Annotated in this window: 14 protein-coding genes; 12 read left to right on the forward strand and 2 right to left on the reverse strand. The window is 59.5% G+C overall.

Annotated elements, in window-relative coordinates:
- Positions 1 to 825, forward strand: a complete 825-nt coding sequence (locus SIC14_RS10680) for an inositol monophosphatase family protein (RefSeq protein WP_412565795.1) — start codon at positions 1 to 3, stop codon at positions 823 to 825.
- A gap of 6 nt (positions 826 to 831) precedes the next feature.
- Here SIC14_RS10680 and SIC14_RS10685 read toward each other — a convergent pair whose 3' ends face one another.
- Positions 832 to 1,854, reverse strand: coding sequence for a substrate-binding domain-containing protein (locus SIC14_RS10685; RefSeq protein ID WP_412565796.1), 1,023 nt, complete (start codon positions 1,852 to 1,854; stop codon positions 832 to 834).
- 278 nt (positions 1,855 to 2,132) lie between these two features.
- On the opposite strand from SIC14_RS10685, the gene SIC14_RS10690 reads away from it, so the two are divergent.
- The 4 genes from SIC14_RS10690 (at position 2,133) to SIC14_RS10705 (ending at position 6,349) form a co-directional block, all read left to right on the forward strand.
- Positions 2,133 to 2,738, forward strand: a complete 606-nt coding sequence (locus tag SIC14_RS10690; protein WP_412565797.1) for a dual specificity protein phosphatase family protein — start codon at positions 2,133 to 2,135, stop codon at positions 2,736 to 2,738.
- 31 nt (positions 2,739 to 2,769) lie between these two features.
- A complete protein-coding gene (locus SIC14_RS10695; protein ID WP_412565798.1) occupies positions 2,770 to 3,804 on the forward strand; it encodes a DUF475 domain-containing protein in 1,035 nt (344 codons plus the stop codon).
- Positions 3,805 to 3,945: 141 nt separating this feature from the next.
- Positions 3,946 to 4,737 (forward strand): IclR family transcriptional regulator, encoded by a 792-nt coding sequence (locus tag SIC14_RS10700; protein ID WP_412565799.1) that lies wholly within the window; start codon positions 3,946 to 3,948, stop codon positions 4,735 to 4,737.
- Positions 4,738 to 4,822: 85 nt separating this feature from the next.
- Positions 4,823 to 6,349 carry a class I adenylate-forming enzyme family protein gene (locus SIC14_RS10705; protein ID WP_412565800.1) on the forward strand — a complete coding sequence of 509 codons (1,527 nt, stop codon included), beginning with the start codon at positions 4,823 to 4,825 and terminating at the stop codon, positions 6,347 to 6,349.
- 3 nt (positions 6,350 to 6,352) lie between these two features.
- Here SIC14_RS10705 and SIC14_RS10710 read toward each other — a convergent pair whose 3' ends face one another.
- The gene (locus SIC14_RS10710; RefSeq protein WP_412565801.1) at positions 6,353 to 7,399 is read right to left on the reverse strand and encodes a LacI family DNA-binding transcriptional regulator; all 1,047 of its coding nucleotides are present in this window, start codon (positions 7,397 to 7,399) and stop codon (positions 6,353 to 6,355) included.
- A 207-nt stretch (positions 7,400 to 7,606) separates the two neighbouring features.
- On the opposite strand from SIC14_RS10710, the gene SIC14_RS10715 reads away from it, so the two are divergent.
- The 7 genes from SIC14_RS10715 to mgrA all read left to right on the forward strand — a co-directional run bounded on the left by SIC14_RS10715 (position 7,607) and on the right by mgrA (position 14,999).
- Complete coding sequence (locus SIC14_RS10715; protein ID WP_412561925.1) at positions 7,607 to 8,842, forward strand: ABC transporter substrate-binding protein; 1,236 nt, start codon at positions 7,607 to 7,609, stop codon at positions 8,840 to 8,842.
- Between the two features lie 152 nt (positions 8,843 to 8,994).
- Positions 8,995 to 9,927, forward strand: a complete 933-nt coding sequence (locus SIC14_RS10720; RefSeq protein ID WP_412561926.1) for a carbohydrate ABC transporter permease — start codon at positions 8,995 to 8,997, stop codon at positions 9,925 to 9,927.
- A complete protein-coding gene (locus tag SIC14_RS10725; protein ID WP_412561927.1) occupies positions 9,920 to 10,861 on the forward strand; it encodes a carbohydrate ABC transporter permease in 942 nt (313 codons plus the stop codon). Before SIC14_RS10720 ends, SIC14_RS10725 begins: the two co-directional genes overlap by 8 nt.
- Positions 10,862 to 10,930: 69 nt before the next feature.
- Positions 10,931 to 12,028, forward strand: coding sequence for an ABC transporter ATP-binding protein (locus SIC14_RS10730; RefSeq protein WP_412565856.1), 1,098 nt, complete (start codon positions 10,931 to 10,933; stop codon positions 12,026 to 12,028).
- Between the two features lie 39 nt (positions 12,029 to 12,067).
- A complete protein-coding gene (locus SIC14_RS10735) occupies positions 12,068 to 12,811 on the forward strand; it encodes a sugar phosphate isomerase/epimerase family protein (RefSeq protein WP_412561928.1) in 744 nt (247 codons plus the stop codon).
- Positions 12,812 to 12,820: 9 nt separating this feature from the next.
- Positions 12,821 to 13,939 (forward strand): Gfo/Idh/MocA family protein, encoded by a 1,119-nt coding sequence (locus SIC14_RS10740; RefSeq protein ID WP_412561929.1) that lies wholly within the window; start codon positions 12,821 to 12,823, stop codon positions 13,937 to 13,939.
- A gap of 13 nt (positions 13,940 to 13,952) precedes the next feature.
- Complete coding sequence (gene mgrA / locus SIC14_RS10745) at positions 13,953 to 14,999, forward strand: L-glyceraldehyde 3-phosphate reductase (protein WP_412561930.1); 1,047 nt, start codon at positions 13,953 to 13,955, stop codon at positions 14,997 to 14,999.
- The last annotated feature ends 5 nt before the right edge of the window (positions 15,000 to 15,004 follow it).

Below are 15,004 nucleotides of genomic sequence, written 5' to 3' on the forward strand. Positions count from 1 at the left end.
ATGAACGTAACTCCGGTCCCCCAGCCCGAACTGGATGCTGTCTCTGCGCGGATGGCGTTTTGCGCCGGTCTTATCCGCGATGCGGGTGAGCTGGCGCGCCAAGGGTTTGAAAAACAGGCCCATAGTTCTGTGATGACAAAAGGGCCGCAGGATTTCCTGACCGAAACCGATCTGGCTGTTGAGAAATACATCCGGGCCAAGCTGGCCGAGACCTACCCCGAAGATGGGTTCTTTGGCGAAGAAACAGGGCAGGTTGAAGGCGAGGCGCTATGGATTGTGGATCCGATTGATGGCACGGCCAACTTTGCACGTGGGGTGCCGCATTACTGCATTGCAATTGCCTTTGTGCAGGCGGGGCGGGTGCTGTTTGGAGCGATCTATGCGCCCTCCACGGATGAGCTGTATCTGGCAAAGGCGGGCCAAGGGGCGACACGCAATGGCCAGCGGCTGCAGGTGGCGCCAACCGATAAGGCCGAACATGCAACTTTGGAGCTTGGCTGGTCAAACAGGCGGGGCAATGCGGAATATCTGCAGATCCTTGCGGTTCTGCTCGACGCCGGGGTGAACGTAAGGAGAGCTTCCTCTGGTGCGCTGGCGTTGGCCTATGTGGCGGACGGGCGGTCTGATGGCTACGCTGAAATGCATATGAACCCCTGGGACTGTCTGGCCGGACAGCTGCTGGTGGCTGAGGCAGGCGGGGTTGTTGGCGGCACCGCTCTTACCGGGGATCTGACAGAAGGGGGCAGCGTTCTGGCCGCCGCGCCGGGCATTGCCCCGCTGCTGACAGGGGCCAGCGGGATCAAACAGGAAAAAATGCCTGGGTGATGCGCCTCAGCGGGGACGCACGGAGCCGCGCCAGACGGGATGGGCAATAAAGCGGGTTGGTGTAACCTCGGTAACACCCCCCTCAGCCTCTTCGTCCTGGTCTATCAGGGCAACAATATGGTCGGTGATCTCATCCAGCGGCTGGCGGAAGGTTGTCAGGTTGTAAGAGCTCCACCCCGCCTGTTCGATATCGTCAAAGCCAACAACACAAAGTTCATCCGGAATGGAGATGCCAAAATCGTTTCTTGCAACGTCCATAAAGCCACAGGCCAGAAGGTCGGTGATGCAGAACGCCCCGTCGGGGCGTTGGGCGCTGCTGTAGAGGCGGCGCGCAATTTCGGCACCCGACTGGTAAGAGGTCGATCCCGACCGCGTTACGGTTACCTCGACGCCATGTGCCGCGGCCTCGGCCACAAAAGCCTCTTCCCGCGCCATCAGACTGGGGGTGCCAATCTCAGAGGTCACCACGGCTACGGACTGGCAGCCCACACGGTGCAGCATATGGAAGGCGTCGCGCGCACAGGCGCGGTTCGACACCACAAGGTTTTCGGTGCCGTCAACGGTCTGGTCCCGGTTGGCCACAATCACCCGCTGGCCGCTTTTCACACAGGTTTCGATCAACGACTGCTCCGGCTGACCCGACAGCACAACCGAAGCATCCGCGCGGTAGTAAAGCGTCTGGCGCAGGGCAGCGTTGACGCCACTTTCCCCCGAAGCATTTACGATCATGACCACTTTGCGGGCGGCTTGCAGACAGGCGGTCAGCATCTCGATAAATTTGGATTGATACGGGGTCGCCATATCGGCGGCAACGATACAGACAATATTGCTATTTTCCCGGATCAATCCGCGGGCCAGATGGTTGACGTGGTAACCAAGCTCATTGGCGGCTGCCATCACCTTGTCGCGCGTGGCTTTGGACACCGACGCGCCTTCGGTGAAGGTGCGCGATACCGCCGAACGCGACACGCCCGCCAGATTCGCGACCTGCTGCGCGCTGACAAAGTATTTGCCCTGCTTGTCTGCCATAATGGGTCCCCAACGGTTTCAAAAGGTTTGGAACAGAGTGTGCACGCCTGTGCAGCCTGTTCAAATTCACTCAAGGAACGGTCCAATCTGCGGCTGACGGTAACGCAGTTTACCCCCTTGAGCAATCATGAACGCGTTAAGGAACACCGAGAAATTTCTCTTATTTCACATGGGGCCACACCTGTATTACTTGCAGCAGGCGGCCCGAAAGAAACAGCTATGCACGGCTGTGCAAAATTTGCACACTGTATGGCGTCATCCCCAACAGAGGACACCCAATGACCAAGAATGCCCCCTTTATTGATCGCCCCGCGCTGAGCCTGATCGCAGACAGCGTCGGGCCGGAACAGGTTAAGCTCTATATCGGCGGCACCGAAGGTGCGCGCGATGTGGCGCAATTGGCCGATCTGGGGATCACAACGGTGGTAAACTGTGCGGTGAACCTTGACATCAACTATGTGACCGACCCCAAACACCCCGAAGAAACGGGCAAACGGGCAGCGGGCAGCGGGCCGGTGCGCAGCTACAAGATCGGCCTCGTTGATGGGGACGGCAATCCCCGCGATATGCTGCTGGGGGGCTATTTCATCCTGCAAAGCGCCTTGACCCAGACCTTGCCGCAGAAAGCCTCTTATCCGGTGCGGGAGCGCGGCAATATTCTGGTCCATTGCCGTGGTGGGCGCAGCCGTTCTGTTGCCTTGGTGGCATTGTTCCTGCACAAGGATCAGCCAGACCGTTTCCCAACCCTGGCCGAAGCCATCGCCCATGTGCGGGACGCGCGTGAACTGCATCCCGATGAGTGGTTTGAAACCCCGAAACAGGTGCTGATCGATGCTGCGCAACATGCGGCGGACACCCTCGAGATCATTGCCAAGGGGCAGTGAGCCAACGCGACGATAAGACAAAGGAAACCTGATGCTGCGCTACTTTGCCTGGCCGTTCTTCTTCACCTTCATCGGCCTTGTTCTGTCGTTCTGGCTGGGCTGGCATTACACCCAGACCTTTGGCGGGGCATTGGGGTTCCTCCTGACCGGCGCGATCCTTGCGGTGCTGGAAATTTCGCTGTCCTTTGACAACGCGGTGGTCAATGCGCACAAGCTGAAAACCATGCGGCCCGAGTGGCAACGCCGGTTTTTAACATGGGGCATTGTCATAGCCGTATTCGGAATGCGCATCGTGTTCCCGCTGCTGATCGTGGTGATTGCCGCCAAGATCGGCCCGATCTCTGCGATTGTCTTGGCGGCTTCGGATCCGGACGAATATGCTCGCATCATAGGGGACGCCCACCTGCCCATTGCAGCCTTTGGCGGCTCGTTCCTGATGATGGTGGCGCTGACCTACTTTGTGGATGAAGGCAAGGAGGTTGATTGGATCCGCGCGCTGGAAGGCAAACTGCGGGCCTGTGCATCGATCCGGGGACTGGAAATTGCCTTGGTGCTGGGCATTGCCGTGGCGTTCACCCTGATCCTGCCCGCAGCGCAGGGGGCGGAGTTCCTGTTTGCCGCTGTCTGCGGCTTGCTGACTTTTCTGGTGGTCGAGTTTGCCAGCCACTTCCTCGACAATGAATCCAAGGCAACCTCAACCGCCGCAACAGGGGGCTTTGGTGCCTTTATGTACCTTGAGGTGTTGGACGCCTCCTTCAGCTTTGACGGGGTGATCGGGGCCTTTGCACTGACGCAGAACCTGTTTCTGATTGCCATCGGTCTGGGGATCGGGGCCTTTTATGTGCGGGCCCTGACCATCATGCTGGTCGAGAAACAAACCCTGGCCGAGCTGCGCTACCTGGAACACGGCGCCTTCTATGCGATCCTGTCCCTGTCGATCATCATGTATGTGCAGACCCTGTTTCACATTCCTGAGGTCATCACCGGTCTGATCGGCGCGGCGTTTATTGGTTTGGCGCTCTGGTCGTCGCTGCGGCACAACCGGATCGAAGCATTGCAAGGCTGAGGTCGCTTGACCATTGCCGACGCCGCCGCATCCCACCCTGGGGTGCGGCGGTTTTCTGTTGTGGGATCTGACACTTCTGCATTGCACCTAGGGGCGGCTGCGACTAGAGAGCGCGCCTCACGTCCATTGAGGAGAGCCCCCGTGACCCAGACCCCTGCCACCCGCAGTGAAGGCCCGATGGTTCTGCCCCGCGCCTTTGCCCTGTTGCGCCTGCTGGCGGATGCGCCCAACGGGCTGACCTTGTCGGTTCTGTCTGCAGCGCTAGAAGTGCCGAAAAGTTCGCTGTCCTCCACCTTGAAGGCGTTGACCGAACAGGGGTTTCTCAGCCGCGAAGGCACGCTTTATTCGCTGGGGGGCGAGGCCTATCGGCTGGCCTCAACCATCCTGACCGGCCGTTCCCTGCGCCAGATCGCACGGCCCTATCTGCAACAAGCGATGCTGGACTGCGGCGAAACGGTGCTGCTGGCGCAACCGGATGCAGATGGGGTGAGCGTGACCTATGTAGATCAGGTGGAAACCGCTCAGCCGATCCGGTTTTCTGTGCCTTTGGCCAGCCGTCGCGGACTGTATTGTTCCGCTGCTGGACAGGTTGTTCTGGCCCATCTGTCCGAAGCCGCGCGGGACAGCTACTATGCAGCGGTTGAGCTGGAGGCATTGACCACGCGTACACCAACGGACCGCTTGGCGGTGGAAGAGATCGTGACAAAGGTTAAACATTCGGGGTTGGCCCAGACTGACGGGGTGAATACCTCGGATGCCGCAGGGTTTGCCGCGCCAGTGTATGACGCTGATTGCGCCCTGACGGCTGTGGTCTGTATCGCCGCCCCCCGCGCCCGTGCGGCCGAGAAGGTCGAGGCGCTGCGCGAGGTGGTGCGGGAAACGGCTGCTGATCTGTCGGCCACATTGGGCTATCGTCCGCGCCTTTTCGCCTGACCGCACCGCTGGTTTAACGCTGCGTCAGCCCCATTGCCTCTGCCCCCGCCCGCTGTTCTGATGCGTGGCAAGTGGAGGATAAGACATGAACCCAGCCGAATGGCTGCGCCGCACCGCGCAGATCACACCCGACAATCCGGCGCTTTATCGTGGCACGGTTTTGCAGGCCGACTATGCAACATTTGCCCTACGCGCGGCGGCGATTGCGGGCGGGCTGCGGGCCAAAGGTGTTCGGGCTGGCGATCGCATCGCGGTGTTCATGAAAAACCGCACAGAATACTTGGAAGCGCTGTATGGCATCTGGTGGGCTGGTGCGGCGGCGGTGCCGATTAATGCCAAACTGCATGGCAAGGAGGTCGCCTATAATCTGGAAAACGCGGGCGTCTCGCATGTTTTTGCCTGCCCAGACACCGCTACAGTGCTGGACGGGCACCTCCCCACGGGTGTCCAATCGGTTCTGATTGCCGGAGAGGCTGAATATCTGGCGCTCTATCGCGCAACGCCTTTGCCCACACCGGCCCCGATGGAGCGGGACCAGATGCTTTGGCTGTTTTACACCTCCGGCACCACGGGCCTGCCCAAGGGCGTAATGATCACCGCGCAGAATATGGCGGCAATGGTTTCTGGCTATACCAGCGATGTGGCGCGCCATACGGCTGCGGATGCGGCGCTTTACGCCGCGCCGATGAGCCACGGGGCAGGTATCTACAACTTCATGTTTGTGATCGCCGGGGCGCGGCACATTTGCCCTGACAGCGGCGGTTTCGAACCTGCCGAGATCTTTGATCTGGCGCGGGATCACCGCAATGTCTCCATGTTTGCGGCCACAACGATGGTGCGGCGGATGGTGGATGTGGCGAAAGCCAAGGGCGAAAGCGGCGAAGGGCTGGACCTGCTGGTCTATGCCGGCGGGCCGATGTATTTCGCCGATATTGTCGAGGCAGTGGAGGTGCTTGGCGACCGGTTTGCCCAGATTTACGGGCAAGGGGAATGTCCGATGGCGATCACGGCGTTGCCGCGCCATCTGGTTTCAGATCGCAGTCACCCACGCTGGCGTGAACGCTTGGCTGGCGTTGGCTACCAGCAAGAGGTCAGCCGTGTGCGGGTGGTGGACGCGGCGGGAGGTGACCTGCCTGTGGGTGAGGTTGGAGAGATTGTTGTGAGCGGGCCTGCGGTTATGGCGGGATACTGGAACAACCCTGATGCCACGGCGCAAACAATCCGGGATGGCTGGCTGTGGACCGGCGATATGGGGGCGCTGGATCCGGACGGTTTCCTGACGTTGCACGACCGGTCCAAGGATATGATCATCTCGGGCGGCTCCAATATCTATCCGCGTGAAGTGGAAGAAGTGCTGCTGAACCATCCTGATGTGGCAGAAGTTGCGGTGGTTGGCTGGCCACATGATGATTGGGGCGAAGAGGTTGCCGCCTGTGTGGTGCTGGAAGACGGGGCCGTTCTGGATGAGGCTGGTCTGGATCGATTGTGCCTGGAAAACATTGCGCGTTTCAAACGGCCAAAACACTATGTGGCGCTTAGGGCGATGCCCAAGAACAATTATGGCAAGGTGCTGAAAACGGCGCTGCGCAATCCGGAAGCACTGCCTGCGTGACCCTCAGGCCTGTTCTAGTGTTGCTTTGGCGGGCGCGGCGGTGCTGGCGCGGGTGACCAGCTCGATATCGACCAGTTCGATCTGCGGACAGGCATCAACCGGTTTGCCCTTCAAGCGATGAAGCAACCGTTCGGCGGCGCGGGTGCCCAACTGGCGGCGGTCCTGACGGATTGTGGTCAGCGGCGGCGCGGCAAACCCTGCCATTTCCACATCGTCAAACCCCACGACCGAGATGTCTTCGGGCACTTGCAAACCAACTTTGCGCAGCCCTGAAACCAGGCCGATCGCCACCATATCGGAGGCACAGAACACTGCCGTTGGGCGGTCGGGCATTGCCGCGATCTGGCTGGCGGCGGCCTCACCGGATTCAAGCGAGAAGTCGCCGCGGATGATCCAGTCTTCCTGCATCGGCAGGCCGAGCGCCTGACGTTCGGCCAGCACCGCTTCACGGCGGGCGCGGGTCAAGACGTTGCCCTTGGGGCCGGTCACATGGGCGATTTTGCGATGGCCCAGATCGTAGAGATGGCGGATTGCCAACCGTGCCCCATGTCCGTTGTCGGAACGCACCGAAGGGTAGGGCGCGTCCTGCACCCATTCACAGGCAAAGACGATCCGGTCGGCCACCCCATTTTGTTCAAAATCAGCGATCTGGTCCGGGGTCAGCCCGCCATCCAGCGAAATCATTCCGTCGATGCGACTGTCGAGGAAATAGTCCACCAGCCTTTTGCCTTCTTGCTCGGGCAGTGAAGTGTCAGCGACCAGCACGGAATAGTCACTGTCAGCAAAGCGTGCAGAAATCCCTGCGAGGATCTGCGAAAAGAACGGGTTGCCCAGATTGGGGGCCAGCACCAGCACCGCACCAGCTTGCTGTTTGCGCAGGTTGCGGGCCGCTTTGTTCAGGCGATATCCAGTGGTCCGAATCGCCTCAGCCACCTGTTCGCGGGTCTTTTCAGACACCCGTTCTGGTGCTGAGAGGGCCCTGCTGACGGTCGCGGTGGACACCCCAGCGGCGCGAGCAACGTCCTGAATAGTTGCGGGTTTCTGGTTCATGGTCCGGCTCCGATCCTGGGGCATGTTTTGCCATTTTCACAGCTGGGTTGACAAGTGAGCTGTTATCGCAAACGATCTGTGTAATCGATTACACGGCCTGATCTGAATTGGCAATGTAATCGATTACATAATCGCGGGGAGGTCCGGCACGCGGATCGCCCTTCGGCAAATAGGGGTCAGTGGAGAGGCCCCACAGGGAGGAAAAAGATGAAATTCATTCGCAATGCTCTGGCGGGCACAACGGCGCTTTGTGCCGCAACCGCCGTTTCTGCAGCTGATCTGGAAGTGACCCATTGGTGGACCTCTGGTGGGGAGGCCGCAGCGGTGGCCGAGTTCGCCAAGGCCTTCAACGACAAGACCGATCACAACTGGGTCGACGGTGCCATCGCCGGTTCCGGCGGTACTGCACGTCCGATCATCATCAGCCGTATCCTTGGCGGTGACCCGATGCACGCCACCCAGCTGAACCACGGGCGTCAGGCCGAAGAGCTGATCGAAGCCGGTCTGCTGCTGGACCTCACCGATGTTGCCGAAGCCGAGGGCTGGGCCGATATCGTGAACCCGCCGTCGCTGCTGGAAAGCTGCACCGTGGACGGTCGCGTCTATTGCGCGCCGGTCAACATCCACTCCTGGCAGTGGATCTGGCTTAGCCACAAGGCCTTCAGCGACGCTGGAGTCGACGTGCCGACCAGCTGGGACGAATATGTTGCCGCAGCACCCGCGCTGGAGAGCGCTGGCAAAATCCCGTTGGCCATGGGCCAGCAGCCCTGGCAGAGCAACGGTGCCTTTGGTGTGATGGCGATCGCCATTGCCGGCATCGACGCCTGGAGCGAAGTGAACATCAACAAGAATGCTGACGTGGCCGGTGGCGAAACCTACGCCAAAGTGTTCGAAGCCGCTGCCAACGCGCGTTCCTTTGCTGCCAACTCCAACGTGCAGGACTGGAACCAGGCCACCAATTTGGTGATCACCGGGCAGGCCGGAGCGCAGATCATGGGCGACTGGGCGCAGGGCGAATTTGCCGTTGCAGAACAGACTGCGGGTGAAGATTACACCTGTCTGCCGGGTCTGGGCGTGAATGAAATCATCTCGACCGGTGGCGACGCCTTCTACTTCCCCAAACAGGATGATGCGGGCATTGAAGCGGCACAGAAAGAAATGGCTGCGCTGCTGCTGAGCCCCGAAGTGCAGGTGAACTTCAACCTGAAAAAAGGCTCCCTGCCAGTGCGCGGCGACGTGGATCTGACCGCGGCCAACGACTGCATGAAGAAGGGTCTGGAGATCCTCGCTTCGGGTGCGATCCTGCCAGATGGCAACCAGACCTTCTCGCCGGACACCACCGGCCAGATCGAGGACCTGATGGTCGAGTTCTGGAATGATCCGTCCTATTCGGCAGCAGATGCGCAGGCGCGCTACGCCGAGATCATCGCGGATGCGGATTGATCTGACCTGAGCTGAGGGTCGGGCCCGCCTCTCCCGGTGTGGGCCCGACCACAGAGCAAAGACTGAATTTGAAGGGGGTTTCCCAAAATTTGCGGGAAACAAGCTGAAGGCTGACCGGCAGGACCGGTTGCAGCTGGCAGGGGACCAAGACAATGGCAGTAACCGAAGGCGTCGGGCCGGTGGCGGAGCGTACCGCAGCCAAGAGACCCAACCGCCTAACCAAAAACCTATCGGCCAAGATTGCGTCGATCCCGATGATCCTCACCGCATTGGTGGTGTTTATCGGCTGTACGGTCTGGACGATTTATCATTCATTTACCAAATCGCGGCTTTTGCCCGCACCGGACAAATGGGTCGGCCTCGACCAATATGAACGGCTCTGGAGCACCCGCCGTTGGCTGGTGTCGATTGAGAACCTTGCGATTTATGGCATCTGTTCGCTGGTACTGAGCCTTGTGATCGGCTTTACACTGGCAGCGCTGTTGGACCGCAAGATCCGCGGCGAAGCGATTTTCCGCTCGATCTTTCTTTACCCGTTTGCGCTGAGCTTCATTGTGACCGGTCTGGTCTGGCAATGGATCCTGAACCCACAATTCGGCATTCAGAAAATAGTGCGTGGCTGGGGTTGGGAAAACTTCACCTTTGACCCGTTGAACAATGCCCAGATCGTGATCTACGGCATTCTGATTGCAGGCATCTGGCAGGGCTCGGGCTTCATCATGGTGATCCTGCTGGCAGGGTTGCGTGGGATCGATCAGGACATCTGGAAGGCCAGCCGTGTCGAAGGCATTCCCGCATGGAAAACCTATATCTTCATCATCATCCCGATGATGCGCCCGATCTTTGTCACTGCGCTGGTGCTGATCGCGGCAGGGATCATCAAGGTCTACGATCTGGTGGTCGCGCAGACCTCTGGCGGACCCGGAATCGCCTCAGAAGTGCCTGCAAAATACGTCATTGAAAAAATGTTCCAGTCGCAGAACCTCGGACAGGGTTTTGCTGCCTCTACCATGATGCTCGTCTCAGTGCTCGTTGTACTGATCCCCTGGGCCTATCTCGAATTCGGAGGCAAGCGCCGTGACTGATGCCACCCACACAAACCTCATCGGTCCACGCGGACCCAAACCCCGCCGCCGCTTCACCCCGAGCAATATCATGCTCTACAGCGTGTTGTTCGTGGCCTCGGTCTACTACCTGCTGCCTCTCTATGTGATGGTGGTCACCTCGCTGAAAGGGATGCCTGAAATTCGGTTGGGCAACGTGTTTTCGCCGCCGGTCGAGATCACCTTTGAGCCTTGGGTCAAAGCCTGGTCCGAAGCCTGCACCGGCATCAACTGCGACGGGCTGAGCCGGGGGTTCTTTAACTCGGTCAACATCCTGATCCCATCGGTCATTGTGTCGATCGCGATCTCTTCGGTGAACGGCTATGCGCTGGCCAACTGGAAGTTCAAAGGCTCCGAGGTGTTTTTCACCATCCTGATCTTTGGCGCCTTCATTCCGTATCAGGTGATGATCTATCCGATCGTGATCCTGCTGCGCGAAATGGGGCAGGGGATCTCGGCGGTCACTGGCACGGATTTCCGTCTGATGGGATCCCTTTGGGGTCTGGTGATTGTGCATTCGATCTTTGGCATGCCGATCCTGACCCTGCTGTTCCGCAACTACTTCACCTCTTTGCCGGATGAGCTGTTCAAGGCTGCGCGTGTGGATGGGGCCGGTTTCTGGGGCATCTATTTCCGCATCATGCTGCCGATGTCGCTGCCGATTTTTGTGGTCGCGATCATCCTGCAAGTCACTGGCATCTGGAACGATTTCCTCTTTGGGGTGATCTACACAAAGCCCGACACCTATCCGATGACAGTTCAGCTGAACAACATCGTGAACTCGGTGCAGGGGGTCAAAGAATACAACGTCAACATGGCCGCGACGCTGCTGACGGGGCTGGTGCCTCTGGTCATCTACTTCGTGTCGGGCAAGCTCTTTGTGCGCGGGATCGCGGCAGGGGCGGTGAAAGGGTAAGTCATGGGAAACACTTCAGTCATTTCGGCGGAGCTGGATCAGCAACTGATGCAGACCACCGCCACGGCCATGGCCGCCAATGCCAGCGCCACCCCCAGTATCGAGATCAAGGACCTGTGCCTGTCTTTCGGCGCGGTGGAGGTGCTGAAGAACCTGAACGTCACCGTGGGTCAGGGCGAATTTTTGGTGCTGCTGGGGTCTTCGGGCTGTGGCAAGTCGACGTTGCTTAACTGTATTGCGGGGCTGCTGGATGTGACCGACGGTCAGATCCACATCGGCGGCGAAAATGTCACCTGGGCGGAGCCTTCTGAGCGCGGCATCGGCATGGTGTTCCAGTCCTATGCGCTGTACCCGCAGATGACGGTGGAGGGGAATCTGGCCTTTGGCTTGAAAAACGCCAAGGTGCCCAAGGCCCAGATTGCCGAAAAGATCGCCAAAGCCGCTAAAACGCTGCAAATCGAACCGCTGCTGAAACGTAAACCTGCGGCCCTGTCGGGCGGCCAGCGTCAGCGTGTGGCCATTGGCCGAGCCTTGGTGCGGGACGTGGATGTGTTCCTGTTTGACGAACCGCTGTCCAACCTGGATGCCAAACTGCGCGCCGACCTGCGGGTCGAAATCAAGCAGCTGCACCAGACCCTTGGCAACACGATGATCTATGTGACGCATGATCAGGTTGAGGCCATGACACTCGCGGACCGCATCGCCATCATGCGCGGCGGTAACATCCTGCAACTGGCCAGCCCGAACGAGATCTACACACGTCCCACCTGCAAATATGTGGCGGAGTTTATCGGGTCCCCAACCATGAACTTCTTCGAAGGCACGCTGACCGGCGGCAGCTTCAGCACCGCCACAGGCAATTTTGATCTGGCGGGCTATGACTACGCCGGCCCTGTCACAGAGGGTCAGCAGGCCTGGCTCGGCATCCGGCCCGAACATATCGCCGTTGGCGCCGAGGCCGCGAAGGAACAGAACCAGATGCAGGCCGTGGTCGAGCTGGTCGAGCCTTTGGGCTCGGACACGCTGGCACGGGTGCGGGCTGGGGAACAAGCCATCTGGGTGCGCATGGACGGCCAGGCCGCCATCGCGCCGGGGGACAATTTGGCCTTGGGTTTCTCGGCCACATTGGCCAACCTTTTCGACAAATCCAGCGAGGCGCGTCTGTAACGCGCTTCGTCAAATCAGAACATCAGAAAGACAATGAAAATGGATATTTCATTCCAACTCTACTCTGCGCGCAATGCGACTCCCTGGGAGGGTGTGGTCAAAACGCTGGCAGATCTGGGCTACACACAGGTTGAAGGCTTCGGCGGCAACTTTGAGGATGCGGCTGGTTTCCGCAGCCTGCTGGACCAAAATGGGCTGAGCATGCCCTCCGGTCACTTCTCGGTCGACATGCTGGAAAACGACCCGGAAAAGGCGCTGGACATTGCAAAGGCGCTGGGCATCACACGGATCTACTGCCCCTATCTGGACGAATCCGAACGCCCCAGTGACGCCGCAGGCTGGGCGGCCTTTGCCGCCCGACTGGAAGTCATTGGCGAGCGGATGCGCGCGGGTGGCGTTGCCTTTGGCTGGCACAACCATGACTTCGAATTTGTAGCCTGTGACGATGGCACTTTGCCGATGCAGGTCATCCTGGATGGGGCCCCCAACATCGATTGGGAGGCGGATATTGCCTGGATCATTCGTGGCGGCGCCGATCCCTTTGAGTGGATTTCTGCCAACAAAGACCGCATCACAGCCGCCCATGTGAAAGATATCGCACCCGCAGGCGAATGCGCAGATGAAGACGGTTGGTCCGATGTGGGCCACGGCACTGTGGATTGGGCAGCGCTGATGACCGCTCTGAAACAGGCCGGTGTCGACCTCTTCGTGATGGAACATGACAACCCTTCGGACGCGACGCGCTTTGCCACCCGTTCGATCGAAGCTCTCCGACAAATGTGAGTGAAAACAATGAGTAAGAAACTAGGAATTGGCGTTCTCGGCTGTGGTAACATCTCGGCCGCCTATATGCGTCTGGCGCCCATGTTCAACGGGATCGAAATGCGGGCCTGTGCCGACATGAACCCAGAGGCTGCCAAAGCGCGAGCCGAAGAATTTGGTCTGCGTGCAGAAACTATCGAAGGTCTTTTGGCTGCGGATGACATCGACATCATCGTGAACCTCACCGTGCCCAATGCACATTTTGAGGTCTCCAAGTCGATCCTTGAGGCAGGCAAACATGTCTATTCGGAAAAGCCCTTTGTGCTGTCGCTGGCCGAAGGGGCGGAACTGAAAAAGATTGCTGAGGCCAAGGGGCTGCGCGTTGGTTCCGCGCCGGATACTTTCATGGGCGGCAGCCATCAGTTGGCACGTCATCTGGTCGACAGTGGCGCGGTGGGGAAAGTCACCTCGGGCACCTGTTTTGTGCAAAGCCCGGGGATGGAGATGTGGCACCCGAACCCGGATTTCTTCTTCCAGCCCGGCGGGGGGCCGATCCTGGATCTGGGACCTTACTATGTCTCGAACCTGGTGCAGCTGCTGGGGCCGGTGAAACGGGTGGTCGCGATGTCGTCTTCGGGCAGCGAATACCGCACCATCACCAGCGAACCGCGGCATGGTGAGAAGATCAAAGTGGAAACGCCAACTACCATCCACGCCATCCTGCAATTCGAAGGCGGCGCACAGGTGACCTATTGCGCCAGTTGGGACGTCTGGCAACACGGCCATTCCAACATGGAACTCTACGGTCAGGAAGGCACCCTGCATGTGCCGGACCCGAACTTCTTCGGCGGCGAGGTACGCATGACCGAGAAGGGCGCATTTGTGACCGCTCCGGGATGGGATCACCCGTTCAACAAGGCCAATGACGGCCCGCATGCAAACTACCGTGCGGCAGGGCTGGCGGATATGGCGCAGGCAATCCTTGCCGACCGTCCACACCGTTGTTCGCTCGATTTCGCCTTGCATGTTGTTGATGTCATGACCTCTATCCTCGCCTCAGGAGAGGACGGGCAGTTTGTGGATATCACCACCTCCTGTGACCGTCCCGAAGCGCTGGGCCCAGACGCGGCCATGGCGTTGATGGCTTAAGGAGAAGACCAAGATGACGACCCCAGTGTGGAAGGCTACCGACACCCGTTACGACACCATGAGCTACCGCCGCTGCGGGCGCTCGGGGCTGAAATTGCCCGCGGTATCGCTGGGGCTGTGGCACAATTTCGGTGATGATACTCCGCATCAGTTGAAGCGGGACATGGTGCGCAAAGCCTTCGACCTGGGGATCACACATTTTGACCTTGCCAACAACTATGGGCCGGAACCGGGCTCGGCCGAGTTGGCCTTTGGTGACCTGCTGAAAACCGATCTCGCCCCTTATCGGGACGAGATCATTGTCTCTTCCAAGGCGGGCTATGACATGTGGCCGGGGCCTTATGGCGAATGGGGCAGCCGCAAATACCTGATCGCCTCTTGTGACCAGTCGCTGAAACGGATGGGGCTGGACTATGTGGATATCTTCTATTCACACCGGTTTGACCCCGAAACACCGCTGGAAGAAACCATGATGGCGCTGGACCATATCGTGCGGTCGGGGCGGGCGCTGTATGTGGGGATTTCATCCTACAATGCGCAGCGCACCCGCGAAGCGGCCACGATCCTGAAGGATCTGGGTACCCCCTGCCTGATCCACCAGCCCAGCTATTCCATGCTGAACCGCTGGGTCGAAGAGGACGGTCTGCTGGACGCGCTGGGCGATACCGGTATGGGCTCTATCGTGTTCTCGCCGCTGGCGCAGGGCATGCTGACGGGCAAATACCTCAAAGGCATCCCCGAAGGCAGCCGCGCCACACAGGGCAAATCGCTGCTCGATGGCTTCATCAATGCGGAAACGCTGGCCAACATCCAGGGCTTGAACAGCATCGCCGAAGCACGCGGTCAGACATTGGCGCAGATGGCTCTGGCCTGGGTGTTGCGCGACGCACGTGTGACCTCGGCCCTGATCGGGGCCAGCCGTCCCAGCCAGATCGAGGACTGCGCCAAGGCCGTCGAAAACCTAACCTTTGCGGCGGATGAACTGGCCGAGATTGACCGCTATGCCAAAGACGCTGCGATCAACCTTTGGGCCGCCTCCTCCGAACACGCAGGCAGCTGAGCCAG

The sequence above is a fragment of the Thalassobius sp. MITS945101 genome, from assembly GCF_047123305.1.
GTDB lineage: Bacteria > Pseudomonadota > Alphaproteobacteria > Rhodobacterales > Rhodobacteraceae > Thalassobius.

Excerpts from the sequence above, each read along its gene's own strand:
- SIC14_RS10680 (WP_412565795.1), top strand. The coding sequence starts at position 1 with ATGAACGTAACTCCGGTCCCCCAGCCCGAACTGGATGCTGTCTCTGCG.
- SIC14_RS10685 (WP_412565796.1), bottom strand. The coding sequence starts at position 1,854 with ATGGCAGACAAGCAGGGCAAATACTTTGTCAGCGCGCAGCAGGTCGCG.
- SIC14_RS10690 (WP_412565797.1), top strand. The coding sequence starts at position 2,133 with ATGACCAAGAATGCCCCCTTTATTGATCGCCCCGCGCTGAGCCTGATC.
- SIC14_RS10695 (WP_412565798.1), top strand. The coding sequence starts at position 2,770 with ATGCTGCGCTACTTTGCCTGGCCGTTCTTCTTCACCTTCATCGGCCTT.
- SIC14_RS10705 (WP_412565800.1), top strand. The coding sequence starts at position 4,823 with ATGAACCCAGCCGAATGGCTGCGCCGCACCGCGCAGATCACACCCGAC.
- SIC14_RS10710 (WP_412565801.1), bottom strand. The coding sequence starts at position 7,399 with ATGAACCAGAAACCCGCAACTATTCAGGACGTTGCTCGCGCCGCTGGG.
- SIC14_RS10715 (WP_412561925.1), top strand. The coding sequence starts at position 7,607 with ATGAAATTCATTCGCAATGCTCTGGCGGGCACAACGGCGCTTTGTGCC.
- SIC14_RS10720 (WP_412561926.1), top strand. The coding sequence starts at position 8,995 with ATGGCAGTAACCGAAGGCGTCGGGCCGGTGGCGGAGCGTACCGCAGCC.
- SIC14_RS10730 (WP_412565856.1), top strand. The coding sequence starts at position 10,931 with ATGGCCGCCAATGCCAGCGCCACCCCCAGTATCGAGATCAAGGACCTG.
- SIC14_RS10735 (WP_412561928.1), top strand. The coding sequence starts at position 12,068 with ATGGATATTTCATTCCAACTCTACTCTGCGCGCAATGCGACTCCCTGG.
- SIC14_RS10740 (WP_412561929.1), top strand. The coding sequence starts at position 12,821 with ATGAGTAAGAAACTAGGAATTGGCGTTCTCGGCTGTGGTAACATCTCG.
- mgrA (WP_412561930.1), top strand. The coding sequence starts at position 13,953 with ATGACGACCCCAGTGTGGAAGGCTACCGACACCCGTTACGACACCATG.